Genomic DNA, 24618 nt, shown 5'->3' with positions numbered 1-24618 from the left:
CGACGCTCACTTGGCGCGGGCGGCCATGTTACGGATCAGGCTGGGCATATGCTGCCATCCTCATTGAGCATCAACCTGCCAAACCGAAACAAGACCGTCAAGAAACAACTTGTCACCCCCGATTTTTTCGAGACCCCTCATGGCCGGAAAAGCGTCATATCCCAACATCTTGACCCACTCCGAGACGGCCGATCCGAGGCCGAAAGGCAGAGTCCGGCGCGGCGCATCCCAATCAACCAGAGGAAGGTCCTTCGACACCTTCCTGTCGGCCAGGAAGGTGCGGACTTCGTCATCGCCGCCAAGCTTGTCGACGAGCTTCAGGCCCAGCGCCTGGCGGCCGGTGAAAATCCGCCCGTCGGCCAGCAGAAGCGCCTCGTCGCGCGACAGCTTGCGACGCTCTGCCACCATATCGACGAACCAGCCATAGCTGTCATCGATCATCGCCTGGATCATTGCCTTGGCTTCATCGCTCGCGGGATGGAAGGGGGACGGCTCGGCCTTCAGCGGCCGCGACTTGATCGATTCCAGCGAGACGCCAAGCTTGTCCATCAGCTCCTTGACCTGGGGATACTGGAAGATGACGCCGATCGAGCCGGTGATCGAGCTTTCGCCGGCGATAATCGTATCGCCGGCAAGCGCGATCATGTAGCCGGCGGAGGCGGCTAGCGTGCGAATATCGGAAACCACCGGCTTCTTGGCGGCGACCTTGCGGATCGCCTTGTAGATGACCTCGCCGCCATAGGTGGTGCCGCCGGGCGACGATATGGTGACCACCAGTGCCTTGACCGAATCGTTGTCCTCGATCCGTTGAAGCCGCTCCAGCAATTCGCGATCGTCCTGGATCAATCCCGAAATCGTCACACGGGCAACATGATCGCGGGCACGCCCTGCGGTCTCCGCCCAGCCCGACCAGAACAGAATGACCAATGCCACGACGGCGAGCAGGCCGGCGACGATCCAGCGCCAGAAACTCAGCTTCCTGCGCAGGCTGCGGCGATCGGCGATGGCTAGTTCATCCATGTGGGTTTCTCCCGAATTTGTTGGCGCAGCTTCTGTCAGTTTCCGATGGAACATGCTATCTGCGCGGCAGGTGGCATATTCAATAGACGCGGTCGGTCACGGTTAAAAGCCGTGCCCGCCGTTTTCCTGTCTTCACGAAGTTTTTTGCGGCGCCATTGTGCAGCTGCAAAAAGTATCCATATTTGCGACGACTTACACGAATGTATGTAAAATGCGGTTCTCGACGATCCGCGGGAAAGCAACGGAACCAACAGGTCTTCACATGTTAGATCATGCGCCAGCCCCCGGCTTCTTTGCCGATTCGGGTGCGAGCTCGTCGGACGCCTACGCGCTCGCGGCGCGGCATTCGGCGCGCGTCCGGCGTCTGAAGATCATCCTGCCTGTCGTCGCCGGCATCATCGCGGCGATCTTTGCCGCCATTTCCTTCGTGCGCGCCTTCATGCCGGTCGATCTGCAGCTCGACAGTGCAACGATCGAGGATGGCAAGATCGTCATGCAGAACCCTGCGATTGCCGGGCGCAACAAGCAGGGCATCAGCTATTCGATGAAGGCGCAGCGCGCGCTGCAGGATATCGTCAATCCCGATATCATCACGCTGCAGACGATCCATGCCGAAATGCCGGTGAACGAAAAGCTGATCGCCACGGTGGACGCGACCAACGGCATCTACGACCGCGGGGCCAACACGCTCGACATGAACGCCCCGTTCACGATTACAATGAATAATGGCGTCAACGCCGATTTCCAATCGGCCTATCTGGACATCAATGCCGGCGAAATGGAAACAAAACAACCGATTGCGATCAGCATGAAGGGCGGTTCGATCATTGCGCAGCGGCTGCGAATGACGGATAAGGGACGCATAGTAACATTCGAGGGCATGGTGAGGGTCAATCTCGAACCCGCCGCCATCCGCAAGAACACGAATTAGGATCTGGTGCATCCATGTCGGTTTTACCCGCTACTTTTTTCAGGATTTCAGCCAGCCTGGCCGTTGCCGGCATCGGCGCATTGATGATCGTTTCAGGCGCGTCAGCCCAGGCCACATCGAGCAAGATGAAGGGCCTCGAATTGTCGAACGACAAGCCGATCCAGATCGAAAGCGACAAGCTTGAAATCAAGGACCCAGAAAGCAAGGCGATCTTTACCGGGAACGTCAAGGTCGTGCAGGGCACAACGACGCTTCAGGCCGGGAGCATGACGGTCTTCTACAAGTCCGGCGCAGGCTCGGTCTCGAGCGGCGACGCCGACATCGAGCGGATCGAAGTCAGCCAGCGCGTCTTCCTCAGCTCCGGCACCCAGCAGGCAACCGCTGACAGCGGCGAGTTCAACATGACCAAGCAGACCTTCGTATTGAAGGGCGAGAAGGTCGTTCTGTCGGAAGGCAAGAACGTGTTCGTCGGCTGCCAATTGAATGTGCAGATGAACACGGGCGAAGCGCAGCTCGAAGCCTGTGGCGGTCGGGTGCAGATCCAGCTCGACCCGAAGTCACAGAAGAAGAACTGACGTAGACCCGCTCGTGCAACTCCCCTTCCTTCACAAGCGCAAGCGCGTCCGCAAACCGTCGGCGGCCACACCAGCCGCGACCGGTCACGCGGTCGACAAGGCGCGTTATGACGGCACACTGATCGCGCGTGGCCTGACAAAGTCCTATCGCGAGCGGCGCGTGGTCAATGGTGTGTCGCTGGTCGTTCGCCGCGGGGAGGCAGTCGGTCTCCTCGGCCCGAACGGTGCCGGCAAGACCACATGCTTCTACATGATCACCGGCCTCGTGCCTGTCGACGAAGGCTCGATTGAGATCAATGGCAACGACGTGACGACGATGCCGATGTATCGCCGCGCCCGCCTCGGCGTCGGCTACCTGCCGCAGGAAGCCTCGATCTTTCGCGGCCTGACGGTCGAGGACAACATCCGCGCCGTTCTCGAAGTGCACGATAAGAACCTGGAGCGCCGCGAGAGCAAGCTCAACGACCTGCTCGGCGAGTTCAACATCACGCATCTGCGCAAGTCGCCGGCGATCGCCCTTTCCGGCGGCGAGCGGCGACGTCTCGAAATTGCCCGAGCGCTTGCCACCGACCCGACCTTCATGCTGCTCGACGAGCCCTTTGCCGGCGTCGACCCGATTTCCGTCGCCGACATCCAGGCGCTGGTGCGACACCTGACGTCGCGCGGTATCGGCGTACTCATCACCGACCATAATGTGCGCGAGACCCTTGGCCTGATCGACCGGGCCTACATCATCCATGCCGGCGAAGTGCTGACCCACGGCCGCGCCAACGATATCGTCACCAATCCGGACGTGCGCCGGCTCTATCTCGGCGATAATTTCAGCCTCTGATGCGATCCGCGGGCGAATCCGGCATCTCGCCCCGCGGTCGCGCTTGACCAAACCCCTGCAATAAGCAATTTTTGGGCCAATTGAAAAACCGGCCCGCCAACGATGCGACCGGTGGAGATTTCATCGGGAGTTTCACGTCCGCATGGCATTGTCGGCCAGCCTTCATCTGCGCCAGTCACAGTCGCTGGTCATGACCCCGCAGCTGATGCAATCGATTCAGCTGCTGCAGATGACGCATCTGGAACTCAACCACTTCATCGCGCAGGAAGTCGAAAAGAATCCGCTGCTCGAGCTTCACGGCGGTGACGACGAGTTCGGTGGAAGCTCCGAGCACGGCAGCCGCGAAGAAGCGGGGCAGGCATCCGGTGAAGACTTCGGCGGAACGGATGAGGCATCCGGCCAGCGCGATCTCTACGACAATGCCACGGCAACCGATGGGGCGCGGCTCAATGAACAGCTCGATGCGGATTTCGGCAATGTCTACCAGGACGACACGGCGCCGCAACGCGCCGACGCGCCGGAACTGCTCGGCCAGTGGAAATCGATGCCCGGCAGCGGCGAAGGAGGCGACTACGATTTCGACGACTTCGTGGCCGGCGCCAAGAGCCTGCGCGAGACGCTTCTGGAGCAATTGCCCTTTGCGTTGTCCGTCCCATCCGACCGGCTGATTGCCCAGCACCTGATCGACCAGCTCGACGAGGCAGGCTATCTTCAGGCTGATCTGCAGGAGGTCGCCGAACGCCTCGGCGCATCCGGCGCCGACGTCACCCGCGTCCTCCTCACGCTGCAGCAGTTCGACCCGCCAGGTGTCTTCGCACGCACACTCAGCGAATGCCTCGCCATTCAGCTGCGCCTTCGCGATCGCCTCGATCCGGCGATGGAAGCCCTCATCGCCAACCTAGAGCTTCTGGCGCGGCGCGATTTTGCCAGCTTGAAGAAAATCTGCGGCGTCGATGAGGAAGACCTGATCGATATGCTCGCCGAAATCCGCAAGCTCGACCCGAAACCGGGAACGAGCTTCGAGACCAGCGTTAGCGAGGCGATCGTTCCCGATATCGTCGTGCGGGCGGCACCCGACGGAACCTGGCTGATCGAACTCAACCCGGACGCCCTGCCGCGCGTCCTCGTCAACCAAGCCTACTACACCACGGTGTCGCGCGGCACCGAGAAGAACAGCGCGGACCAGGCCTTTCTCAATGAATGCCTGCAGACCGCCAACTGGCTGACCCGCAGCCTCGATCAGCGCGCCAGGACGATCATGAAGGTCGCCACCGAGATCGTTCGCCAGCAGGACGCGTTCCTCGTCCATGGCGTCGGGCATCTGCGACCGCTCAACCTGAAAACCGTCGCCGATGCGATCAAGATGCACGAGTCGACGGTAAGCCGCGTCACCTCGAACAAGTACATGCTGACGCCGCGTGGGCTGTTCGAGCTGAAGTATTTCTTCACCGTCTCCATCGGTTCGGCCGAGGGCGGCGACAGCCATTCGGCTGAGTCCGTGCGTCACCGCATCCGCATGATGATCCAGCAGGAAGTCGCCGATGCGGTGCTTTCCGACGACGATATCGTCGACAGCCTCAAGCAGGCCGGCGTCGACATCGCGCGACGCACGGTGGCGAAATATCGCGAAGCGATGAACATCCCCTCCTCCGTGCAGCGACGGCGCGAAAAGCGGGCGCTGGCCAAGGTATCGGGCTTCTAAAGCAGGTCGCGCAACAGTTTTTCAGCGGTTTTGCGACGACGACATGCGAAAGAAAAAGAGCCTAAAGCGACGACGCAAGGTTAAAGCGTATTAACTTTTTTGCGACCTTCAATTGACTCTCCGCGACGCAGGGGATATGAGCCCGCCGCAATTGCCGAGGACACGGTCTTCCTCAGGCGGCCGGCACGACCGGTAGGTGCGACAGAGAGGCTCCCGCAAGCGTGAAAGGCTTGGATGACGAGAGCGCTTGGAATAGACTGGCTACGCAAATCACGAAATAGAGAGGAAACTCCATGAGTGTGCGTGTATCCGGTAAACAGATGGAAATCGGCGATTCGTTCCGCGCCCGCATTGGCGATCAGATCGAGCAGGCCGTTACCAAATATTTCGACGGAGGATATTCAAGCCAGGTCACTGTGGAAAAGTCTGGACCGCGCTTTAGCGCCGACTGCAAGCTTCATCTCGATACGGGCGTGGTTATGCAGGCGAATGGACAGGCCAATGACCCTCAGGCTGCCTTTGACGCAGCGTCGGAGCGCATCGAAAAGCGCCTACGTCGCTACAAGCGCAAGCTCAAGGACCACCACAACGGTAATGGTCAAGGTACCGAGGTGGCATACACAGTGATGGACTCGGTGCCATTCGAGGATGACGAAGTCCCCGAGGATTACGCACCGACGATCGTCGCCGAAAGCTCGAAACACCTGAGGACGATGTCTGTCGCCAGCGCCGTGATGGCGCTCGACATGACGGATGAACCCGTCCTCATGTTCCGCACTCCCGGCAAGGCAGAGTTGAATATCGTCTACAGACGCAACGACGGAAATATTGGCTGGATTGACGCCGCCAATATCAAGGGATGAGTGGAAAAAGGGAGTGCCGGTGCGCCGGCGCTCCCGCCACTTGGATCAGCGGACAGGCCGGAAAATACGACTTTTCTGTGCATGGCACCCGCCAAGACAAAGATGGTTAGAGCCATTGCGACGCATTTATGATGATGTTGTCCGGCTCTAACCGGCGAACGAGGACAAAAGAATGGCATTGGCAGGCTTACTGCACCAAAATGCGATCATCCCGGCCATGAGGGCCAACTCGAAAAAACAGCTCCTTCAGGAATTGGCGGCTAAAGCGGCAAAGATCACCGGCCTTCCGGAACGCGAAATCTTCGATGTCATCCTGCAGCGTGAACGGCTGGGCTCCACGGGCGTCGGCAACGGCATTGCTATCCCGCACGGCAAGCTCAACAACCTGCCGTCGATCATCGGGATCTTTGCGCGGCTGGACACGCCGGTCGATTTCGAAGCGCTCGACGACCAGCCTGTCGACCTCGTCTTCCTGCTCCTGGCGCCCGAAGGCGCCGGCGCCGACCATCTCAAGGCATTGTCGCGCATCGCCCGCGTACTGCGCGACCACGACATGGTGGCGAAGATCCGATCGAGCGATTCCGCCAGCGCGATCTACACGCTGCTCAACGAGGACACGACCTCGCACGCCGCCTGAGCCACGGCCCGGACCGGCCGTCAGTAAAGCTGACGGCGGTTCAAATGATCAATGAAAATTCGAAACAGTGCGCCCTGGCTCGAAATACCGAGCCGGCGATAAATGTTCTTGCGGTGAATGCGGACGGTTCCTTCGGCGATGTTCATCGTCTTGCCGATCGACAGGTTGCTGTGCCCGCGCAGGATCAGGCGGACGATGTTGCGTTGCTGCCGGGTCAGGCGGTCGGCGCAGAGGCTGTCGAAAGCGGTTTCGATCGCGTCGTCGGGCCGAGGCGTCGCCGCCACGGCATGGCTTTGCTGGCGCCAGTTCGAACGCACGGCCTCTCGCACGATCGGCTCGTAGACCCGCAAGCGCTCCAGTTCCTCGTCGCTGAACGGCGTGCCGCCGCGGCCGCGCATCAGCGAATAGGTGGCCTGCACGCTGTCATCGAGCGGAATGACGAAGCCAATCTCTTCGACCAGAACCCCGCTTTCCATCGAGATGCAGGGATGCACCTCGGCCGAGCTTGAAAACTCCGAATGGAAGAACCGGTCAGGCGCAAGTTCGCGCATGCGCCATAGCCCCTGCGGCTGGCCGGAGCTGCAGGCAACATAGAACGGGTCAAGCAGATAGGCGCCGCCGAGATAGGCAGAAAGCGCGCTGGCGGACACCTTGGCGGTGTAGCCGTCATGCAGCACGATCGGTCTGTTATCATAGGGATAGGCGAAGGCAACCGAGAGATCGAAGCTTGCGACCGAGCGCAGCATGCGATCGAGCGCGCCGCCGAAATCCTGTGTTCCGATCAATCCGATCATGGCCGAAATATCGGCCGACTCCCGAGCCAGCATCCGCGTCGAACTCTCCCCTACCCCCGTATCCCGCATGGGATATCGACAGCCCCCTCTTCGTCAACAATAATTCATCCCACGAGGGACCAAGATCGTAGCACGTGTTTAGCCGCGACGCTTGAGCACAGGGGGACACGATGGCAGGCAGACTTTCCGGAAAAGTGGCTTTGATCAGTGGTGGCGCCGGTGGCTGCGGGCTTGCCGCATCCGAACTCTTTGCCCGCGAAGGGGCCAAGGTCGGCATCGTCGATCTGCCACGCAGCAAGGGCGAAGAGGTTGCCGCCGCCATCCGCGCAAACGGCGGCGATGCGATCTTCGCGCCGGCCGACGTCTCGATTTCTGCGCAGGTGAGCTCGGCCGTCAAGGCGGTCGAAGCAGCCTTCGGCGCGATCACCGTTCTCTTCAACCATGCCGGCATCCTGGCGGTCGGGCCCTTTCTGGAGACGGAAGAGGACGAATGGGACCGGCTGATGGCCGTCAACGTGCGCAGCATGTTCCTGATGACCAAGGCGGTGCTTCCAGGGATGCTCGCCGCCGGCGGCGGCAGCATCGTCTGCACCTCGTCGATCTCGGCCGTGGCGGCGACGCCGATGGAAGTGCTCTACGACACGACGAAGGGCGCCTGCCACATGTTCGCCCGTGCCATCGCGGTTGAGTTCCGCGACCGCGGCATCCGCTGCAACGCCGTCTGCCCCGGCTTCATCGCCACCGATCACGGCAAGCGCGAACTGGTGGGCCTCAGTAAATACGGCGTCGATGTCTCGGAAGCGGCGATCGCTGCCCAGCAGGGGCGGATGTGCGACCCGAAAGAGGTCGCCAATGCCGCGCTGTTTCTGGCCAGCGACGAGGCAAGCTTCGTCAACGGCACGCATCTGTTCGTCGACAATTGCTTCACAGCGGTCTGAGAGAGGGGAAAGATATGCTTCAGACGGGCGGCCACTGGCGCAACTGGGTCGGAAACCAATCCTGCATCGTGCGCCAGCGCGGTGCACCCGAGAGCGAGGCGGCGCTCGCCGAAATGGTCCGCGAGGCGACGTCGCAAGGGCTCAATGTGCGCTGCGCCGGCTCCGGCCATTCCTTCACGCCGGTGGCGCTGACCAGCGGGCTCCACCTGACGCTTGCCAACATGCAGGGCGTGGTCGCCATCGACCAGGCGCGCAAACGCGTCTCGGTCCGGGCGGGAACGACGATCAACCAATTGGGCAAGGTATTGAAGTCGAACGGCCTCTCGCTGATCAACCAGGGCGACATCGACAGCCAGGCGCTGGCTGGGGCGCTCACCACCGGCACCCACGGCACGGGAGCAGCACTTGGCAACATGGCCTCGCAGATCGTCGGCATGCGGCTCGTTGAGCCCGACGGCAGCATTCTCGTCGTCGACGAGACGACGCCGGACCTGCTGGAGGCGGCCCGCGTCTCGATCGGCATGCTCGGCGTGATCTCCGAGATCACGCTGCAGGCGATGGACAGCTACAACCTGCATGAAAAGCTCTGGCGCTGCACATTCGACGAGATGATCGAGCAGCACGACGAACTCGCCGCCAAGCATCGGCACTTCGGCTTCTTCTGGTGCCCGGTTTCCGAAAGCCGGCATTGCTATTGCCTGCCGGATACCGCGTCGGTTTCGACGACGGACAAGACGTCCGACGTCTGCGAGATGAAGGTGATCGACATCACCGACCGGCCGCCGATGGAGCAGGGGTTCGAGAAGATCGCCTATTCCTCGGAGATCTATCCGATCGAGTATGTGCCGAACTTCCACGAACTTGAATATGCGGTGCCCATCGCCCACGGCAAGGAGGCTGTAAAAGCTGTGCGCAAGCTGATGCTGGAAAAGCACCCGACCTGCATCTACCCGATCGAATACCGCTTCACCGCAGGCGACACCGGCTGGATCAGCCCGTTCTACGAGCAGGATTCGATCACGCTTTCCGTCTCGGGCGAGCCGGGCACGGACTATTGGGAGTATCTCAAAGACGTCGATACGATCCTGCGCCAATACGGCTCGCGGCCGCATTGGGGGAAGCTGCATTTCCTCGGCGCGGAGGACGTGACTGCGCTCTATCCACGATCCGGCGATTTCCGGGCATTACGGGCGAAAGTCGACCCGGAGGGCCGTTTCCTCAACGATCACCTGCGGCAGTTGTTCGGTTGATATGATTGCCGAAAACAAGAAACGCCGCGCATCCGAGTGGACGCGCGGCGTTGAAATGGATCAGACCGCAGCTCAGGCCGCCGGGCTGTCGCCTTCCGTAGCTGCCGCCTTCGGGCCGCCCTTGGATACGCCGACCATGGCCGGGCGCAGCACGCGGTCGCCGATGGTGTAGCCGGCCTGAACGACCTGCAGCACCGTGTTGTTCGGCACGTCGGCGTTCGGGATTTCGAACATTGCCTGGTGGAAGTTCGGGTCGAACTTCTGGCCTTCCGGCTCAAGCTTCTTCACGCCGTGACGTTCCAGCGCCGACAGCATGGCGCGCTCGGTCATCTCGACACCTTCGATGAGGGCAGTAAGGCCCGCTTCTCCGGCTTCCTTCGCTTCAGCCGGGATGGCATCGAGCGCACGGCGCAGATTGTCGGAGACGGCGAGCATGTCGCGGGCAAAACCAGCAACGGAATAGGACTTGGCATCCTTGACGTCGCGTTCGGTGCGGCGGCGCAGGTTGTCCATTTCGGCGGCGAGCCTTAGATACTTGTCGCGCAGGTCGTTGTTCTCAGCCCTTGCAAGCTCCAGCGGATCGGGCTCGGCAACCGGCGCCGCTTCCACAACCTCGGGCGTATCGTTGACTGCCTCGTCGGTCGCGGCAGCTTCGTGTCCGTGCTTGTTTGTTTCGTCGGTCATGACGTTCTCCGGTGTTCGTCTGTCTTGTCTTCCGCATTCCGACGCCCGCGCGCAACGATGGCCGCATGGCGTAAAATGCCCAGTGACTGGATTTGATGCCGATATCGAGGTTTAGGGCCGAAAAATCAAGGGTTCAATGCTGCCTGTGGCCAAAAGCGCCTGATCAGCGCGAAAGCCGCGACATCAACTGCGCGGTATAATCGACCATCGGCACGATGCGCGAATAGTTGAGCCGCGTCGGACCGATGACGCCGACGGCGCCGACGATGCGATCTTCACTGTCGCGATAGGGCGCAACGATCAGCGACGAACCGGACAATGAAAACAACTTGTTCTCCGAACCGATGAAGATCCTGACACCCGGGCCGCTCTCTGCGAGGTCAAGCAGCTCGATCAGGCTGTCCTTCTTTTCCAGGTCGTCGAAGAGCATGCGCAGGCGGTCGATATCCTCGGTTCCCTCCAGGCCCTCGAGCAGGTTGGCCCGGCCGCGAACGATCAGCCGTGCCGGCTTTTCATCGCCCTCGTTGCCCGACCAGATCGCCAGTCCACGCTCGACCAGTTCCTGGGACAGGGCATCGAGTTCGCTGCGCACGGTCTGCTTGACGGTTTCGAGCTGCGAGCGCACCTCGCCGATCGTCTGGCCGGCGAGATGGGCATTCAAGAAGTTCGCTGCTTCCGTCAGTTGCGAGCTCGTCACGCCGGCGGGAAGCTCGATGATGCGGTTTTCGACCTGGTCATGCTCGCCGACGAGCACGGCCAGCGCCTTGGTGGGCGCCAGCCGGATGAATTCGACATGCTTGAGCACCGGATCGTTCTTGGCGGTGATCACGAGGCCGGCGCCGCGCGACATGCCCGACAGCATCTGGCTTGCCTCTGCCAGCAGCGTATCGACCGGCTGGGCATGGTCGCTCAACCGCACGTGCCGATCGATCGAAGCACGATCTTCTGGGGAGAGATTGCCGACCTGCATGAAGGCGTCGACGAAGAAACGCAGGCCCGTCTGCGTCGGCAGGCGGCCGGCGCTGATGTGCGGCGAATAGATCAGCCCGAGATCTTCGAGGTCGCTCATCACATTGCGCACGGACGCCGGCGACAGCGACATCGGCAGCAACCGCGAAAGGTTGCGTGAGCCGAGAGGCTCTCCGCTGTTCAAATAGGTTTCGACGATGCGACGGAAGATTTCACCGGAACGCTCGTCCAGCGCCGCCGCGATATCGGTCACTCCGGGATTGCGCAGTACCATGTCGCTCCATGTTCGCAGGCCAATCCTGCCGCCGGAAATATAGTGATCCCCGCGCCCGATAGCAAAAGGGAAAAATCGCCCCGATCCCCGGCTGTCCACCGGTTCCCTTTGGCTGCGCCATGCTCTAGAAGGCTCACCAGATACGATAGGAGTTTGATGATGCGGCCATCCGGCAGAAAAATCGACCAAATGCGCAAGGTTTCGTTCGAGCGCAATTTCTCCAAGCACGCGGAAGGCTCCTGTCTGGTGCGATTCGGCGATACGCACGTGCTGTGCACAGCCAGCCTTGAGGAAAAGGTTCCGGCCTGGCTGCGCAACGGCGGCAAGGGTTGGGTGACGGCCGAATACGGCATGCTGCCGCGCGCCACCGGCGAGCGCATGCGTCGCGAAGCCTCGAGCGGCAAGCAGAGCGGCCGCACCCAGGAAATCCAGCGCTTGATCGGCCGGTCGCTGCGCGCCGTCGTCGATCTGCCCGCACTCGGCGAACGCCAGATCTCGATCGACTGCGACGTCATCCAGGCTGATGGCGGCACGCGCACGGCCTCGATCACCGGCGCCTGGGTGGCGCTGCATGACTGCCTGAAGTGGATGGAAGCCCGCAACATGGTGAAGGTCGAGAAGGTCCTGAAGGACCATGTCGCCGCCATATCCTGTGGCATCTTCGCCAACCAGTCGATCATCGACCTCGACTACCTCGAAGATTCCGCCGCCGAGACCGACGCGAATTTCGTCATGACCGGCACCGGCGGCATTGTCGAGATCCAGGGCACGGCCGAAGGCAAACCCTTCAGCGAAGCGGAATTCGCAAGCCTGCTCGGACTGGCAAAGACCGGCATTGCCGAGCTTGTCGCACTGCAGAAGCAGGCGATCGCCGGCTGACGAGAAGGACGGAGACGATGGCCCCGGCGCTGGATGGCATTCTTGAGACTGCGCTCTATGCGTCGGATCTCGACGCCGCCGAGGCCTTCTACAGCGGTGTGCTGGGGCTGGAGAAGATTACACGGCGGGAGAACCGACATGTGTTCTTTCGCTGTGGCTCGGGCGTTCTGCTGATTTTCAATCCTGCGGAAACGGTCAAACCGCCTTCGCCGGATGCGGCCCTGCCGGTGCCGCCGCACGGCACCACCGGCCAGGGCCACATGTGCTTCCGCGTTTCCGCGTCGGCACTCGACGCCTGGAGGGCCAAGCTGGAAACGGCGGGTGTCACGATCGAAGCCGATGTTGTCTGGCCGAACGGCACGCGCTCCTTCTACTTCCGCGATCCGGCCGGCAACAGCCTCGAATGCGCGGAACCGGGCCTCTGGTCCATCGAATGAACCGCGGCCTTCGCGCCGCATCTTTTAAGAGACGACACATCATGCGCACACTGGATGACAAGACGCTCATCGTCGCCAGCCACAATGCCGGCAAGATCCGCGAGATCCGCGACCTGATCGGGCCGCTCGGCTTCGAGGCCAAGTCGGCAGCCGACCTCGACTTCGTCGAACCGGATGAGACCGGCACGACCTTCGAGGAAAACGCGACGATCAAGGCGCTCGCCTCGGCCAAGGCCTCGGGCCTGCCGGCGCTTTCGGACGATTCCGGCCTGGCGATCGACGCACTTGATGGCGCACCTGGCGTCTACACCGCCAACTGGGCCGAACGCGAAGACGGCAGCCGCGATTTCGCCATGGCGATGGAAAAGGTCGAAAAGGCGCTGCAGGGCAAGGGCGCAAGTGCGCCTGAAAAACGCACGGCCCGTTTCGTCTCGGTGCTTTGCCTTGCCTGGCCAGACGGCCATGTCGAACTTTTCCGCGGCGAGGTCGAGGGCCATGTCGTGTGGCCGCCGCGCGGCGACCAGGGTTTTGGCTACGATCCGGTCTTTCAGCCGAAGGGTTACGACACTACATTCGGCGAGATGAGCGCGGACGAGAAACACGGCTGGAAGCCGGGCGATGCTGAAGCGCTGTCGCACCGTGCCCGCGCCTTCAAGATCTTCGCCGAAACCTGCCTTGGAGCGGGCTGAGGAAACGTGTATGCGGTTTTCCGCAACATCCCGCTCCAATTTGTTAGAAGCGATCGCAGTCATGACTTCGGGTCGATCGGCCCAAGGTCAACGTGATCTACCGCATGAGAGACGCAACGATGCAGACGGCCACGCTATCGGCACTCGGTGACGGCATGGATCCCGGTTTCGGGATCTATGTGCACTGGCCGTTCTGCGCGGCCAAATGCCCCTATTGCGACTTCAACAGCCACGTGCGCCACCAGCCGATCGACCAGCCGCGTTTCGTCGCCGCTTTCCTCAAGGAAATGGCGGAGGCGCGTGAGCTTTCCGGTCCACGCACCGTCACCAGCATCTTCATCGGCGGCGGCACGCCGTCGTTGATGGATCCGGCAACGGTCGACGCTATCCTCTCGGGCATCGCCCGCGAATGGCATGTGCCCGATGGCATCGAGATCACCATGGAGGCGAACCCTTCGAGTGTCGAGGCGACGCGCTTCCACGGCTATCGCGCGGCCGGCGTCAACCGTGTCTCGCTCGGCGTGCAGGCGCTGAACGACCGGGACCTCAAATTTCTCGGCCGGCTGCACAATGTCGAAGACGCGCTGAAAGCGATCCGGCTGGCGCGCGAGATCTTCCCGCGCATGTCCTTCGACCTGATCTATGCCCGCCCCAACCAGACGGTCGAGGAATGGGAACGCGAGCTCAAGGAGGCCGTCTCCTATGCCGTCGACCACCTGTCGCTCTACCAGCTGACGATCGAGGAGGGCACGCCCTTCTTCGGCCTGCACAAGGCCGGCAAGCTGATCGTTCCTGATGGTGAGCAATCGGCGGTCCTCTACGAGGCGACCCAGGACATCACGGCGGCGATCGGCATGCCCGCCTACGAGGTCTCCAACCATGCCCGCCCTGGTGCCGAGAGCCGGCACAACCTCACCTACTGGCGCTATGGCGACTATGCCGGCGTCGGGCCTGGTGCCCATGGCCGCCTCAGCGTCGGCGGCGCCAAGCTGGCGACGGCGACCGAGCGCAAGCCGGAGGAATGGCTGCGGCTGGTCGAAACCTACGGCCACGGCATGGTCGAGCGCGAAGTGCTCGACCTCGAGGCCCAGTCCGACGAATTGTTACTGATGGGCCTGCGCCTCAAGGAAGGCGTCGATCTCGCCCGCTGGCAGACGCTGTCCGGCCGCGATCCCGATCCAGACCGCGAGCAGTTCCTGATCGACCACGGGTTCATCGAGCGGCTGGGAAATTCCCGCCTGCGCTGCACGCCTTCCGGCATGTTGATTCTCGACGCCGTCGTCGCCGACCTCGCCTGCTAGCGCTTTTCCAGGAAAAGTGCGAAGCGGTTTTCCGTCAGGAAATGCGTAGAGCAAGGAAATATCGCGTCTCGATGCCACCGTCTGAGACGCAAATGTTTTAGCGGCCGCCCTGCCTGCATCCAACGCAAGGAAACCGAAGGCTCAATCGTGGGTCTCGCCGGAGAGCGGCGTCGCGCGCATCGATGGTCGTTCCTCGAAGGCATCGAACCAGACGCTCAGCTTCGTCCGGTCACGGAACGACGGCAGGTCACGGAACGCCATCCAGGACAGGGTCGTGGCGAGCGCGATGTGGCCGATATCAAGCGGCGCGTCGACATCGAGCGTCTGCTCCAGCCAGTCATAGGTCTGCTCGATCTTTTCGGCATAGCCGTCGGCGAGCGCCGGATAGCGCAAGGCTTCCGGGCGTCGCTCCGTTTCCCAACGCAACCCGATCCCCGCCTGCGCCAGCCCTTGCGCCACGGCCTGCAATCTCAGGGCATGCCAGCGCGCCTCGCCGCTTTCGGGGATGAGCTTGCGGCTATCATGCAGCGTATCGAAATAGGCGCAGATGACGTCGGAATCGAAGATCGCCGCATCCTCGGGGCGCAAGAGAACCGGCACCTTGCCGAGTGGATTTTCGGCATGGACCTCTTCATTGCGCAGCGTCGGGCTGGTCTCGTGGTGGATCACCTCCAGTCGCTCAGCGATGCCGACCTCGTGGGCGAAGACGAGTGCCTTGCGGGCGAAAGGGGAATGGGTCTGGTAATAGAGGATCATCGTGCCTCGCGGGTGTTGGAAGGAAATTATCCGGTCCCGCGAAGATGTATTGCATCGGACAAGAGAAAGGCGCTCTGTTTCGGAGCGCCCTTTGCAAGTTTGTTTCGTCGTTCAAGATTTGAACGGATCGCCCTTCTCGGCATTGAGGGCGATACCCTTGGCTACCAGCCGCGCCACCTGGGCGCCGTCGACCTCGCCGGTCGCTTTCACCTTGATGAAGGCCATGTCGCCCTTGCCGCCGCCCTTGGCCAGTCGTGGGTCGAGATCGAGCATATCGGCGCCGCGCCAGAAGCCGAGCGTCACATAGTCCTTGGCAGCCTTGATCAGGCAGACCGGTCCGCCGGCCTCATAGATCGGATGGCCCCATTTCACGCTGTCCCTGGTGCCGCCGGCGGCAAGAATGGCACCGTGCAACTCTTTCGCCACGGCAGCCGGCGTACCGGAAAGGCCTGCAATGTAGTCGCTAACCGTTTTGCTCATCGCGAAATTCTCCTTAGGCTTGCTCGTTCTTGAACGGGATCAGCGCGCGCACGCGACGGTCTCGGAGCCACAGGCCAGCCCAGGCGATGACGCCGAGATAGAGCCCGAACAGCAGATGGGTGAAAAGAGGGCTATCCGCGCGCAGATGCGTCGCCATGGCACCGCCGAGATAACCGGTGAGCAGAATGGCGCCGAGGACCGACGTTCTCGGGATCGCATAGAGCAGCGCACACAGAAGCGTGAGTACGCCGAGCAGACGCGCAAGGCCAACATCGGCGGGATAGCCGAGCACCGCCAAAGTCTCAGTCACCACGTCCAGTGGCACGAGCTTGATCGCTCCGTCGAAGGCCAGGAACGCAACAACCAGACCGCTCAGCACGCGGCCGAGGATCACCATTTTTCCAGCCGGAGCCGTCATAACAAGAGCAGTGTTCATTCGGGGAGTTCTCCTCGTTTCCCGTTGTCACAAATCGTTCTTCAGTCTGTCTTCTTGGCCGGTCCGACGATGCCCCAGCGGATGCCAAAGGGGTCACGCAGCTGGCCATAGAGGTCGCCCCAGAAGGCGACCGCAAGCGGCATCGTCACTTCGGCGCCGGCGGCAACCGCGCGATCCCACCAGAATTGCGCGTCCTCGACCACCAGATGCAGCACGACGCCCTGCGGCGCGGCATAGGGCATGCCGTGTTCCGGGAAGGGATCGTTGAGCATCAATGCACCGCCATTGATCGTCAGATGGCAATGCATCAGCCGTTTACCGTCTTCGGCGAGCATCCGCCCGCCATCCGTTGCGGCGAAGGCGCGGACGTAGAAATCAGCGGTCGCGTACGCATCCTCGACGCAGAGGTAGGCGATCGGGCCTAGCATCGGTGGCGGCGCCGGCGCTTGCCCGTCGACCGTCGATTTCGGATTGAGATCGACGGCTGCCTTGAGGCTGCCATCCATGTAGAAAGGCACGGACTCGTGCTGGTGTGCGATCTTCCAGCCGGCAGCCATGCGCTTCAAACCGAGGGTCTGGCGGAACCAGACCGACATTTTCCCGGCATCGATCTTCTCGCCGGAAAGTTCGGTGAGCATACTGACGAATGCGACATCGCCGCTGACCGAGATATCGAGATCCCCGAAGCGATAGCCAAGCGGTCCACGCCAGGTGGAAAACCACTGTTCGAGCCCGCCCTCGCCGGCATCGGACGACTTCAGCGGCGGCGCCAGCGAAAAGAGGACACAATCAGGCGTCCCATGGCCGATGACGCGCTTGGCGTCCTTTACCCTCATGGCATCCGCCCAATCATCGATCACCGTACGGATTTCGGCGACGGCGGCACTCTTGTTGTCGATCACGGACATGGCGGGTCTCCCTTCCCGATGGTGGCAGGCGCGAGGGCGACGGCCGTCGAGCCCTGGGCTTGATCAGAGTTGCCTGGCTACCCCTTCGAGCTGGGTGGCGCATTGGCCCCAGCCTTCGTGAAAGCCCATCTTTTCGTGGGCTTCGCGATCCTCGACGGACCAATGGCGGACCCGTGCGGTGTAGCGGGTCTTGGCCCCGACGTCCTCGAAGGTGATGGTTACGACCATGAACGGCTTGTCGGATGGCGACCAGGCATCGGTGAAGGCGTCTGTGAAGACCAGCTTCTCGTTCGGCACCACTTCGAGATAGACGCCGAGATTGGGATAGTCCTCGCCCTCGGGCGAGCGCATGACGATGCGGTTGGCGCCGCCGGCGCGAACCTCGAGCTTTGCCTCCGGCGTCGTCCACGGCGAAGGCGCGAACCACTTCTTCAGCAGCTTGGCATCCGTCCAGCAGCGGTAGACGAGCGCGCGGGGCGCATCGATCAGGCGGGTGATGACCAGTTCGCGGTCGTCGGCAGGTTTGATTTCAGTGACAACGGTCATTGTTTGTTTCTCCGTCAGCGGGTTCAGTCCAAGGACGAAGTTGCAGCCACGGTTCCGACAACCGCCGACAAGATTTTTTATCTTTTTTCAGTGGCCAGGTTTTTCTCGCCCGCATCCTTGCTCAGATGATCGAGCTGCATGCGGATGTGGGAGGCCTCGGCGGCATTGGTGGCCAGCGCGATCGCCCGGTCAAAGGCGACGCGCGCCTCGCGAACCCGGCCTGCCTGCTTCAACAGCGCGCCATTCAACCCATGGAAGTAGAAATAACCCGCGAGTTTTTCGGCAAGTGGCTCGATCAGCGCGAGCGCCGCTTCAGGCCCGTCCCTCTTCGACACTGCGACGGCGCGGTTGAGCGTGATGACCGGCGACGGTTGCAGCCGCTCCAACGCCTGGTAGAGCAGGTCGATTTCTTCCCAATCGGTTTCTTCCGGGCGCGTCGCACGCGCATGCAAGGCGGCGATCGCGGCCTGGATCTGGTAGGGACCCGGCTGGCGATGGCGCACCGCCTTGTCGATCATGGCCAGCGCCTCGATGATCAGAGGCTTTTTCCAAAGGCTGCGATCCTGATCATCGAGCAGGATGATGCCGCCATCGGCATCGAAACGTGCGCGCGAGCGTGAGTGCTGCAGCAGGAGCAGAGCCGTCAGCCCCATCATTTCTGGCTCGGAGGGGAACAGCCGCAGGAGCAGCCGCGCGAGCCGGATCGCCTCCTCACAAAGATCGGCCGAGACGCTGTCCGGCCCGTTCATCGCCGAATAGCCCTCGTTGAAAACCAGATAGATCATGGTTGCGACGGCCGCCAGCCGCTCCGACCGATCGGCCGCGTCAGGCGTTTCGAAGGCGATGCCGGCGGCGGTGACCCGGGCCTTTGCCCGGGTGATGCGCTGCTCCATCGCCGCCTCGCCGACGAGAAAGGCACGGGCAATCTGCTTGACCGACAGGCCGGAGACGATGCGCAGCGCCAGCGCGATCTGCTGCGTTGCCGGAAGGACCGGATTGCTGCAGACAAACAAGAGCTTGAGAATGTCGTCCCGGTAGTGGGAGCCATCGAGACGTTCGGCAAGATCGCTCTCCTGATCCTCGAGATCGGAGAGCAATTCTTCCGGCGGCAACGCGGTCTCGCGAGATTGCCGGCGCACCTTGTCGATGCCGCTGTTGCGACCGACGAAGATCAGCCAGGCGGCCGGGTCACGCGGCGGGCCGCTCTTCGGCCAGGTCTTCAATGCCCGGATACAGGCCTCCTGGAATGCTTCCTCGGCCGTATCGAGATTGCGGAAATAGCGCAGAAGCGCGCCCATTGCCTGCGGCCGAGCGGAAACAAGTGCGAGGTCGATCCAGGTCGTGTCTGTCATGAGGGAAACTCACTTGGCTTGTAGATGGCAAGGGGACGAATTTCATAGGAGCCGTCTGCAGGATTGGCCGCACTGAGCTCGCGGGCGAAATCGAGCGCTTCGTCCAGTGAAGCGCAATCGACGACATAGAAGCCGAGCAGCTGCTCCTTCGTTTCGGCAAATGGGCCATCGATGACGACGGTCTCGCCAACGGCGTGGCGGAGCGTCGTTGCCGCCGTGGTCGGCAACAACCGCGCCACCGGCCCGAGCTTGCCGGCATCGCCATATTTGCGTTGGACGGCAGCAAGGTCACGCATGACCTTGTCGTCCTCGTCCTTGGTCCAGTTGGCAGTGACGTCTTCCTGGTTGTAACAAAATACGGCGTAAAGCATTGGAACTCTCCTGCTCCTGTAACAAGGACGATCTGGAGAAGAGATAGTCGACAAGACCGCCAAAAAAAATACCTGCAATCACGGGCCCAAACGCAATGATCGCGGCAGGTGCCTGCGCACCGCCGCGATCGTTCATGAGCTTGCCTGATTTCAGATATTTTCGCCGCAGGCGAGATCCGGATCGACCGTTTGTTTGCGACGGAAACGCCGGACCAGGCGACCGTCGATAGCGGCGAGGCCGGCGGCGATCAGCACCATGCCGAAGAAATGCTTGGGCTCGAGGTTTTCGCCGAGGAACAAGGCGCCGAGCAGAATGGCGCTGACCGGGATCAGAAACGTCACCAGCATCAGATTGGTGACACCCGCCGTTTCCAGGATGCGGAAGAACAGCACATAGGCAAGCGCGGTCGAGATCAAGGCAATGCCGATGATCGCTCCCCATACTTCAAGGCCCGGCACGGTCAGGGTCCAGGGGTGATCGACGAGCAGCGCGATCGGCACGAGCATGATGCTCGATGCACTGACCTGCCCGGTCGCGGTGACGATGGGCGCAACGCCCATCCGCTTGAAACGACGGGCGAAAACGCCGGCAAAGGCGTAGGAAAGGGCAGCTCCCAGCACGGCGAACTGCGCCAGCACATTCGAGCCGAGCCCGCCGAGCGCTGCAGGCCCGATCATCACCGCCACGCCGAGAAAACCGATCAACACGCCGGAGAGCTTGTTGGCGGTCAGCTTCTCGTCGTCGGTCAGCAGATGGGCGACGACGACGCCGAAGAGTGGCGTGGTGGCATTGAGGATGGAGGCAAGGCCGCTGGCGATATGAGTCTGGCCCCAGACGATCAGCGAAAACGGGATCAGGTTGTTGAGCAGACCCATGCCGAAGAAGGCAAGCCAGATGCGGGGATCGCGCGGCATCGCGCGGCCGGTGAAGCGCAGGAAAATCAAAAGCGCCGTCGCCGCGAGGCTGACCCGCAGGGCAACGATGGTGAACGGCGGCAGCGCCTTGACCGCAACGCCGACGAAGAAAAACGAGCCGCCCCACAACAGGGACAGTGTGATCAGCATGGCCCATTCACCGGGTCCCATCACCTTCGCCTTAAGTGTTTCCGGCATCTCCATACCCTCCTATGATTTAGTTCTTCGCCTTCATCTGAAACAACCATATTGGTTGACTTCGATTTACATAAATAGTGTCAGCATGTTAGTGTTTGCACAAACGAGCATTTCTCTTTCCATGATTGAGTATGGCTAAATCATAATGACACCTCTTCCTTCCCTTGCAGCACTGCGCGCATTCGAGGCCACGGCCCGACACCTGAGTGTGACGCTCGCGGCGCGCGAGCTCAGCGTCACACCTGGTGCGGTCAGTCTGCAGGTGCGTGAACTGGAGCAGACGCTGGGTGTGATGCTGTTTGAGCGACGGCCGCGGCAACTGGTTCTGACCGAGGATGGCAGCACCTATTTTTCGACGCTGCGCCGCGCCTTCCGGATGATGCGGGAAGCGACAGAGGAACTGACGGCGCGAAATCGCGCGCCGGTACTGACGGTGAGCTGCACGCCAACTTTTGCGGCGCAATGGCTGGTGCCGAGGATCAGCGACTTCGAGCAGCGTCTCAACGGCATCGACATCCGCATCAGCGCCTCGAACCGGCTGACCGACTTCGTGTCAGATGGCGTCGATATCGCTATCCGCCACGGTTTCGGTCGCTATGAGGGTCTGACGAGCGAGCGGCTGATCGATGACGAGCTGGTGCCGGTCGTCAACGCGGCCCTTGCCCGCAAGCATCCGCTCACCACGCCGGCCGATCTTTCGGCCCATGTGCTGTTGTATGACGTTCAGAGGTCGGATTGGCAGCTGTGGCTGGAGGCCGTCGGCGCCGAAGGCATAGACACGACGCGCGGTCCGGTGTTCGTCAACAGCAATGGCGCCATCGAGGCGGCAAGAGCCGGCGATGGCGTCGCTCTCGTGCGCCTGTCGCTGGTTTCGCGCGAGCTTGCCGAAGGCGTGTTGGTCGCGCCGTTTCCAACCGGCATCGCCACCGATCTCGCCTATCACCTGGTCTATCCGCCATCGGCCCTCGACCGGCCGGCCGTCACAGCATTCCGTGCCTGGATCGTCGCGCAGGCACGCGGCGCCTGAAACGAAAAAAGCCCGGTTTCCCGGGCCTTTCTCGCAATCGGAAAGTAAATCTATCTCGCGCCTATTCGTTGATCAGGCGCTTCAGAAGCTCGATCTCATGGCTGAGCTTGGTATCGCCGGAGATCAACTCCTCGATCTTGCGCACCGCATGCAGAACGGTCGTGTGGTCGCGACCACCGAAGCGGCGGCCGATTTCCGGGAAAGACCGCGGCGTCAGCGTCTTCGACAGATACATCGCGATCTGACGCGGCTTGACGATGACGCGGGTGCGGCGGTTCGACACCAGCTCCTGGCGCGATACGTTGTAATGCTTGGCAACGACACGCTGGATGTCCTCGATACGGACACGGCGCGGTTCGCCGGCATTGACGAGATGCCCAAGCAGTTCGTCAACGCGTTCGATCGACAGATGCGGTTCGAACGAGCGACGGAAGAGCAACTGGTTGAAGGCGCCTTCGAGTTCGCGGCCGCTGGCGGTGATGTTGCGTGCAACATGGCTCAGGATATCGCCGGGAATGTCCAGCGAAGTATCGTCCTGACGAGCGGAGTCGAGACGGCGCTTCAGCATTTCGAGGCGCATGTCGTAGTCCGGTCCGTCCATTTCGATGGCGACACCGCCCTGAAGACGCGAGCGAACACGGCTATCGAGCGATTCCAGCTCCCAAGGAGCGCGGTCGGCGGCGACGACGACCTGTTTGGCCGAGTCGAGAAGCATGTTCAGCAGATGGCAGAACTCGTGCTGGATCGACTTGCCCTGCAGGAACTGCATGTCGTCGATGACGAGGAGGTCGATGTTGCGCAGCGATTCCTTCAGCGACAGCGCGTCGTTGTCGCGGATTGCGGTGGCAAAGCGCCACATGAAGTATTCGGCCGTCAGATAGACGACGCGTGGAGCGCGGGCGCTCTGCAGCGCCTGGATGGCGATCGCCTGCAGAAGGTGGGTCTTGCCGAGCCCGACGCTTGAATGAATGAACAGCGGGTTGAAGCGCACGGCACCGGCGCCGGCTTCCGCAATCGTGCGGGCGGCTGCAAGCGCAACGCGGTTGGAAGAGCCCTCGACGAAGCTGTCGAAGGTGTAACGCTGGTCGAGCGGCGAGCCGAAAAGCGGCGCCTGGGTCGGCCGCTGAACGCTGGCAACCGCAGAGGCTGCGACCGAAGCCACGGACTGCGCCGTCGTCGGACGGCGTGCGGGCGTTGCAGGAGCCGATTCCGTTGCCTGCGGCAGCGTCTCTTCCTGTGAAACCGGACGGGCGCCACGGGTCGCGGTCCGCACCAGGATCTCGACCTTCAGGATTTCGCCGTCTTCCTGCTGGAAGATCTGGGTGATGATATCGAGATAGCGGTTGTTGATCCAGGACTTCAGGAATGTCGTGGGCACCGAGAGACGCACGACGCTCTTGGAAACCGAATGGAGCTTCAGACGCCCAAACCAGCTGGCGAAGACATCGGGACCGACCTGGGCTTTCAAACGCGCACTCACTCGTTCGAACAGTGCGTCATGCCTCATGTCGTGCTTATCTCCCGCCGCCTGAGATAGATTGCTTCCGGCCTGAAATACGTCGCCGTTCTTTTGAAACGCGCCCGCCGCCGTCACCAAGTTCATCCGCATTTTGCCGCCTTCCGATTATGTTCAGACGCCGTCATCTCTGCCGGCCCCATCTCTTATGTCCGGCACCCACGGCTTCCTCATCGAGGTCATGCCGCTTCACCGAACGTCACAGTCGCAATCCAACCGGGCTCCTCATCTCCCGACCGGGTGCGCGCTACGCGCATCTGCCAGGCCTTGCCGGCCGGCTGATGTCCCCTCGCGCCTCATTGTCAACAAATCCCCCAGTCCGCCCTGGACCGTGCCGGATCCTCCTCCTCGCCGACAACTGTCTCGCACCCTCGTACGAAGCGGACAGCCGAGCGCTGGATTCTATCTCTCGTCAGGCACCGCTTGCACCTGACTTTGAGCAGTGGCGCCACCGGCAACCAGAAGTCGAAATGTCCTCGTCCGGAATGGTTGGGCCATCCGGTTTTTCGTTCTCGACTTGTCTGATTGAACGACGTGGAGCCGCCCTGATACAGGGAACAGAAAGCCTGAAACCATCTCGTTGAAATGGCCTCCGTACTTCCCTTTACAGATATGGTCTGTGTCCCCTGTGGAGGGCATTTAGGCAGGATCGATGGGCAAGATCAATCGCGATTTTTACGCAACCTTAAGCGCTGCCCGTTGACTCTCATGCTGCCTTTTGCTTGCCGCAATCCGAGTCCGGGAAGAATCGCTTTTGAATCAAGGGTTTTGATTTTCGGCTCTTTGATTAGCTGGCGAAAAAGAAAAAAAATAAAAATTCGCTTGACTCATCACGGGCCCAGAAGACCCCCAGCCAGAGACACCCTATCACCAAGGACCTCTCGTAAGTCTCTGAAATTCCTATAGAAATTCTGTCATCGCATTGACACGAGAAATGTCGTGCAGGTTAACCATCGTGATGACACATGTATGAATCGGAAAAGCCCGACGCAAGGGTCGGGCTTTCAATTAACAGATTTTTATTAGCCGGATTAGGCCGAAAGTGCCTTCACGCGCTGTGCAAGGCGCGAAACCTTGCGCGAAGCGGTGTTGGAATGCAGCACGCCCTTGATGGCAGCGCGCATCAGCTCGGGCTGAGCGGCCTTCAGGGCTGCGGCTGCGACCGCCTGATCGCCGGTTGCGATCGCTTCTTCGACCTTGCGGACGAAGTTACGGACGCGCGAACGGCGGGCTTTGTTCACTGCAGTGCGGCGTGCGATCTTGCGGGTCGCCTTTTTCGCCGAAGTTGTATTGGCCATTGATGCCTCTCTTCGAAAACTGACATGAACTCCGCCCTCG

27 protein-coding genes are annotated in these 24618 nt (G+C 61.5%); 13 read left to right on the top strand and 14 right to left on the bottom strand.

The window, feature by feature from the left end:
- Window positions 1-60 precede the first annotated feature (60 nt).
- On the bottom strand, window positions 61-1020 hold the full coding sequence (gene sppA, locus C6558_RS01655) for a signal peptide peptidase SppA (protein ID WP_025425687.1): 960 nt from the start codon (window positions 1018-1020) through the stop codon (window positions 61-63).
- Between the two features lie 262 nt (window positions 1021-1282).
- Between sppA and lptC the strand changes: the two genes are divergently transcribed.
- The 6 genes from lptC to ptsN all read left to right on the top strand — a co-directional run bounded on the left by lptC (window position 1283) and on the right by ptsN (window position 6560).
- Window positions 1283-1951, top strand: a complete 669-nt coding sequence (gene lptC / locus C6558_RS01650; protein WP_025425686.1) for an LPS export ABC transporter periplasmic protein LptC — start codon at window positions 1283-1285, stop codon at window positions 1949-1951.
- A gap of 14 nt (window positions 1952-1965) precedes the next feature.
- Window positions 1966-2526 carry an LptA/OstA family protein gene (locus C6558_RS01645; RefSeq protein WP_025425685.1) on the top strand — a complete coding sequence of 187 codons (561 nt, stop codon included), beginning with the start codon at window positions 1966-1968 and terminating at the stop codon, window positions 2524-2526.
- Between the two features lie 13 nt (window positions 2527-2539).
- Entirely contained in the window at window positions 2540-3358 is an 819-nt protein-coding gene (gene lptB, locus C6558_RS01640) for an LPS export ABC transporter ATP-binding protein (RefSeq protein ID WP_025425684.1), read from the top strand.
- A gap of 142 nt (window positions 3359-3500) precedes the next feature.
- Window positions 3501-5060, top strand: a complete 1560-nt coding sequence (rpoN, locus tag C6558_RS01635) for an RNA polymerase factor sigma-54 (RefSeq protein ID WP_025425683.1) — start codon at window positions 3501-3503, stop codon at window positions 5058-5060.
- A gap of 293 nt (window positions 5061-5353) precedes the next feature.
- Window positions 5354-5923, top strand: coding sequence for a ribosome hibernation-promoting factor, HPF/YfiA family (hpf, locus tag C6558_RS01630; protein WP_025425682.1), 570 nt, complete (start codon window positions 5354-5356; stop codon window positions 5921-5923).
- A 172-nt stretch (window positions 5924-6095) separates the two neighbouring features.
- On the top strand, window positions 6096-6560 hold the full coding sequence (gene ptsN / locus C6558_RS01625) for a PTS IIA-like nitrogen regulatory protein PtsN (RefSeq protein WP_025425681.1): 465 nt from the start codon (window positions 6096-6098) through the stop codon (window positions 6558-6560).
- Window positions 6561-6580: 20 nt separating this feature from the next.
- On the opposite strand, the gene C6558_RS01620 is transcribed toward ptsN, so the two are convergent.
- A complete protein-coding gene (locus C6558_RS01620) occupies window positions 6581-7387 on the bottom strand; it encodes a helix-turn-helix transcriptional regulator (RefSeq protein WP_025425680.1) in 807 nt (268 codons plus the stop codon).
- A gap of 137 nt (window positions 7388-7524) precedes the next feature.
- Here C6558_RS01620 and C6558_RS01615 point away from each other — a divergent pair, with 137 nt between their 5' ends.
- Both C6558_RS01615 and C6558_RS01610 read left to right on the top strand, forming a co-directional pair.
- Window positions 7525-8292, top strand: coding sequence for an SDR family NAD(P)-dependent oxidoreductase (locus C6558_RS01615; protein WP_025425679.1), 768 nt, complete (start codon window positions 7525-7527; stop codon window positions 8290-8292).
- A gap of 14 nt (window positions 8293-8306) precedes the next feature.
- Complete coding sequence (locus C6558_RS01610) at window positions 8307-9542, top strand: D-arabinono-1,4-lactone oxidase (RefSeq protein ID WP_025425678.1); 1236 nt, start codon at window positions 8307-8309, stop codon at window positions 9540-9542.
- 72 nt (window positions 9543-9614) lie between these two features.
- On the opposite strand, the gene grpE is transcribed toward C6558_RS01610, so the two are convergent.
- Together grpE and hrcA are read right to left on the bottom strand one after the other, a co-directional pair.
- The gene (gene grpE, locus C6558_RS01605) at window positions 9615-10226 is read right to left on the bottom strand and encodes a nucleotide exchange factor GrpE (protein ID WP_025425677.1); all 612 of its coding nucleotides are present in this window, start codon (window positions 10224-10226) and stop codon (window positions 9615-9617) included.
- Between the two features lie 163 nt (window positions 10227-10389).
- On the bottom strand, window positions 10390-11469 hold the full coding sequence (hrcA, locus tag C6558_RS01600; RefSeq protein WP_025425676.1) for a heat-inducible transcriptional repressor HrcA: 1080 nt from the start codon (window positions 11467-11469) through the stop codon (window positions 10390-10392).
- Between the two features lie 159 nt (window positions 11470-11628).
- Between hrcA and rph the strand changes: the two genes are divergently transcribed.
- From rph to hemW, 4 genes are all read left to right on the top strand, one after another.
- On the top strand, window positions 11629-12348 hold the full coding sequence (gene rph, locus C6558_RS01595; protein ID WP_025425675.1) for a ribonuclease PH: 720 nt from the start codon (window positions 11629-11631) through the stop codon (window positions 12346-12348).
- 17 nt (window positions 12349-12365) lie between these two features.
- A complete protein-coding gene (locus C6558_RS01590; protein ID WP_025425674.1) occupies window positions 12366-12785 on the top strand; it encodes a VOC family protein in 420 nt (139 codons plus the stop codon).
- A gap of 41 nt (window positions 12786-12826) precedes the next feature.
- On the top strand, window positions 12827-13474 hold the full coding sequence (gene rdgB / locus C6558_RS01585) for an RdgB/HAM1 family non-canonical purine NTP pyrophosphatase (RefSeq protein WP_025425673.1): 648 nt from the start codon (window positions 12827-12829) through the stop codon (window positions 13472-13474).
- A 119-nt stretch (window positions 13475-13593) separates the two neighbouring features.
- Complete coding sequence (hemW, locus tag C6558_RS01580; protein ID WP_025425672.1) at window positions 13594-14775, top strand: radical SAM family heme chaperone HemW; 1182 nt, start codon at window positions 13594-13596, stop codon at window positions 14773-14775.
- A gap of 141 nt (window positions 14776-14916) precedes the next feature.
- On the opposite strand, the gene C6558_RS01575 is transcribed toward hemW, so the two are convergent.
- The 8 genes from C6558_RS01575 to C6558_RS01540 all read right to left on the bottom strand — a co-directional run bounded on the left by C6558_RS01575 (window position 14917) and on the right by C6558_RS01540 (window position 20737).
- Window positions 14917-15531 (bottom strand): glutathione S-transferase family protein, encoded by a 615-nt coding sequence (locus C6558_RS01575; protein ID WP_025425671.1) that lies wholly within the window; start codon window positions 15529-15531, stop codon window positions 14917-14919.
- A gap of 111 nt (window positions 15532-15642) precedes the next feature.
- A complete protein-coding gene (locus tag C6558_RS01570) occupies window positions 15643-16011 on the bottom strand; it encodes a DUF1801 domain-containing protein (RefSeq protein WP_025425670.1) in 369 nt (122 codons plus the stop codon).
- A 13-nt stretch (window positions 16012-16024) separates the two neighbouring features.
- Window positions 16025-16447, bottom strand: coding sequence for a DoxX family protein (locus tag C6558_RS01565; protein WP_057212515.1), 423 nt, complete (start codon window positions 16445-16447; stop codon window positions 16025-16027).
- Between the two features lie 41 nt (window positions 16448-16488).
- On the bottom strand, window positions 16489-17355 hold the full coding sequence (locus C6558_RS01560) for a nuclear transport factor 2 family protein (protein WP_025425668.1): 867 nt from the start codon (window positions 17353-17355) through the stop codon (window positions 16489-16491).
- A 63-nt stretch (window positions 17356-17418) separates the two neighbouring features.
- On the bottom strand, window positions 17419-17901 hold the full coding sequence (locus C6558_RS01555; RefSeq protein WP_025425667.1) for an SRPBCC family protein: 483 nt from the start codon (window positions 17899-17901) through the stop codon (window positions 17419-17421).
- A 77-nt stretch (window positions 17902-17978) separates the two neighbouring features.
- Complete coding sequence (locus C6558_RS01550; protein ID WP_025425666.1) at window positions 17979-19253, bottom strand: RNA polymerase sigma factor; 1275 nt, start codon at window positions 19251-19253, stop codon at window positions 17979-17981.
- Complete coding sequence (locus C6558_RS01545) at window positions 19250-19624, bottom strand: YciI family protein (RefSeq protein ID WP_025425665.1); 375 nt, start codon at window positions 19622-19624, stop codon at window positions 19250-19252. The genes C6558_RS01550 and C6558_RS01545 overlap by 4 nt, the downstream gene beginning before the upstream one ends.
- A gap of 150 nt (window positions 19625-19774) precedes the next feature.
- The gene (locus C6558_RS01540) at window positions 19775-20737 is read right to left on the bottom strand and encodes a DMT family transporter (protein ID WP_051509192.1); all 963 of its coding nucleotides are present in this window, start codon (window positions 20735-20737) and stop codon (window positions 19775-19777) included.
- Window positions 20738-20882: 145 nt separating this feature from the next.
- On the opposite strand from C6558_RS01540, the gene gcvA reads away from it, so the two are divergent.
- Window positions 20883-21764: a transcriptional regulator GcvA gene (gcvA, locus tag C6558_RS01535; protein WP_038575838.1), complete on the top strand. Its 882-nt coding sequence runs from the start codon at window positions 20883-20885 to the stop codon at window positions 21762-21764.
- A gap of 61 nt (window positions 21765-21825) precedes the next feature.
- Here the strand turns inward: gcvA and dnaA are convergent, their stop codons facing one another.
- Window positions 21826-23271 carry a chromosomal replication initiator protein DnaA gene (gene dnaA / locus C6558_RS01530; RefSeq protein WP_025425662.1) on the bottom strand — a complete coding sequence of 482 codons (1446 nt, stop codon included), beginning with the start codon at window positions 23269-23271 and terminating at the stop codon, window positions 21826-21828.
- Window positions 23272-24311: 1040 nt separating this feature from the next.
- Window positions 24312-24578, bottom strand: a complete 267-nt coding sequence (rpsT, locus tag C6558_RS01525) for a 30S ribosomal protein S20 (RefSeq protein ID WP_025425661.1) — start codon at window positions 24576-24578, stop codon at window positions 24312-24314.
- Between the last annotated feature and the right edge of the window lie 40 nt (window positions 24579-24618).

Origin of the sequence: Ensifer sp. NM-2, from assembly GCF_003024455.1 — a bacterium.
Lineage (GTDB): Bacteria > Pseudomonadota > Alphaproteobacteria > Rhizobiales > Rhizobiaceae > Ensifer > Ensifer canadensis.
The sequence above is the reverse complement of the archived record's forward strand: the minus strand, read 5'-3'. Positions and strand labels throughout refer to the sequence as shown.

What these genes read in the sequence shown, in the direction of transcription:
- hpf (WP_025425682.1), top strand. Translation starts at nt 5,354, where the DNA reads ATGAGTGTGCGTGTATCCGGTAAACAGATGGAAATCGGCGATTCGTTC.
- hemW (WP_025425672.1), top strand. Translation starts at nt 13,594, where the DNA reads ATGCAGACGGCCACGCTATCGGCACTCGGTGACGGCATGGATCCCGGT.
- rdgB (WP_025425673.1), top strand. Translation starts at nt 12,827, where the DNA reads ATGCGCACACTGGATGACAAGACGCTCATCGTCGCCAGCCACAATGCC.
- C6558_RS01645 (WP_025425685.1), top strand. Translation starts at nt 1,966, where the DNA reads ATGTCGGTTTTACCCGCTACTTTTTTCAGGATTTCAGCCAGCCTGGCC.
- rpoN (WP_025425683.1), top strand. Translation starts at nt 3,501, where the DNA reads ATGGCATTGTCGGCCAGCCTTCATCTGCGCCAGTCACAGTCGCTGGTC.
- C6558_RS01545 (WP_025425665.1), bottom strand. Translation starts at nt 19,624, where the DNA reads ATGCTTTACGCCGTATTTTGTTACAACCAGGAAGACGTCACTGCCAAC.
- C6558_RS01550 (WP_025425666.1), bottom strand. Translation starts at nt 19,253, where the DNA reads ATGACAGACACGACCTGGATCGACCTCGCACTTGTTTCCGCTCGGCCG.
- C6558_RS01555 (WP_025425667.1), bottom strand. Translation starts at nt 17,901, where the DNA reads ATGACCGTTGTCACTGAAATCAAACCTGCCGACGACCGCGAACTGGTC.
- C6558_RS01560 (WP_025425668.1), bottom strand. Translation starts at nt 17,355, where the DNA reads ATGTCCGTGATCGACAACAAGAGTGCCGCCGTCGCCGAAATCCGTACG.
- rpsT (WP_025425661.1), bottom strand. Translation starts at nt 24,578, where the DNA reads ATGGCCAATACAACTTCGGCGAAAAAGGCGACCCGCAAGATCGCACGC.
- C6558_RS01575 (WP_025425671.1), bottom strand. Translation starts at nt 15,531, where the DNA reads ATGATCCTCTATTACCAGACCCATTCCCCTTTCGCCCGCAAGGCACTC.
- sppA (WP_025425687.1), bottom strand. Translation starts at nt 1,020, where the DNA reads ATGGATGAACTAGCCATCGCCGATCGCCGCAGCCTGCGCAGGAAGCTG.
- C6558_RS01620 (WP_025425680.1), bottom strand. Translation starts at nt 7,387, where the DNA reads ATGCTGGCTCGGGAGTCGGCCGATATTTCGGCCATGATCGGATTGATC.
- grpE (WP_025425677.1), bottom strand. Translation starts at nt 10,226, where the DNA reads ATGACCGACGAAACAAACAAGCACGGACACGAAGCTGCCGCGACCGAC.
- gcvA (WP_038575838.1), top strand. Translation starts at nt 20,883, where the DNA reads ATGACACCTCTTCCTTCCCTTGCAGCACTGCGCGCATTCGAGGCCACG.
- C6558_RS01565 (WP_057212515.1), bottom strand. Translation starts at nt 16,447, where the DNA reads ATGAACACTGCTCTTGTTATGACGGCTCCGGCTGGAAAAATGGTGATC.
- hrcA (WP_025425676.1), bottom strand. Translation starts at nt 11,469, where the DNA reads ATGGTACTGCGCAATCCCGGAGTGACCGATATCGCGGCGGCGCTGGAC.
- rph (WP_025425675.1), top strand. Translation starts at nt 11,629, where the DNA reads ATGCGGCCATCCGGCAGAAAAATCGACCAAATGCGCAAGGTTTCGTTC.
- C6558_RS01615 (WP_025425679.1), top strand. Translation starts at nt 7,525, where the DNA reads ATGGCAGGCAGACTTTCCGGAAAAGTGGCTTTGATCAGTGGTGGCGCC.
- C6558_RS01540 (WP_051509192.1), bottom strand. Translation starts at nt 20,737, where the DNA reads ATGCCGGAAACACTTAAGGCGAAGGTGATGGGACCCGGTGAATGGGCC.
- C6558_RS01610 (WP_025425678.1), top strand. Translation starts at nt 8,307, where the DNA reads ATGCTTCAGACGGGCGGCCACTGGCGCAACTGGGTCGGAAACCAATCC.
- ptsN (WP_025425681.1), top strand. Translation starts at nt 6,096, where the DNA reads ATGGCATTGGCAGGCTTACTGCACCAAAATGCGATCATCCCGGCCATG.
- lptC (WP_025425686.1), top strand. Translation starts at nt 1,283, where the DNA reads ATGTTAGATCATGCGCCAGCCCCCGGCTTCTTTGCCGATTCGGGTGCG.
- C6558_RS01590 (WP_025425674.1), top strand. Translation starts at nt 12,366, where the DNA reads ATGGCCCCGGCGCTGGATGGCATTCTTGAGACTGCGCTCTATGCGTCG.
- dnaA (WP_025425662.1), bottom strand. Translation starts at nt 23,271, where the DNA reads ATGAGGCATGACGCACTGTTCGAACGAGTGAGTGCGCGTTTGAAAGCC.
- C6558_RS01570 (WP_025425670.1), bottom strand. Translation starts at nt 16,011, where the DNA reads ATGAGCAAAACGGTTAGCGACTACATTGCAGGCCTTTCCGGTACGCCG.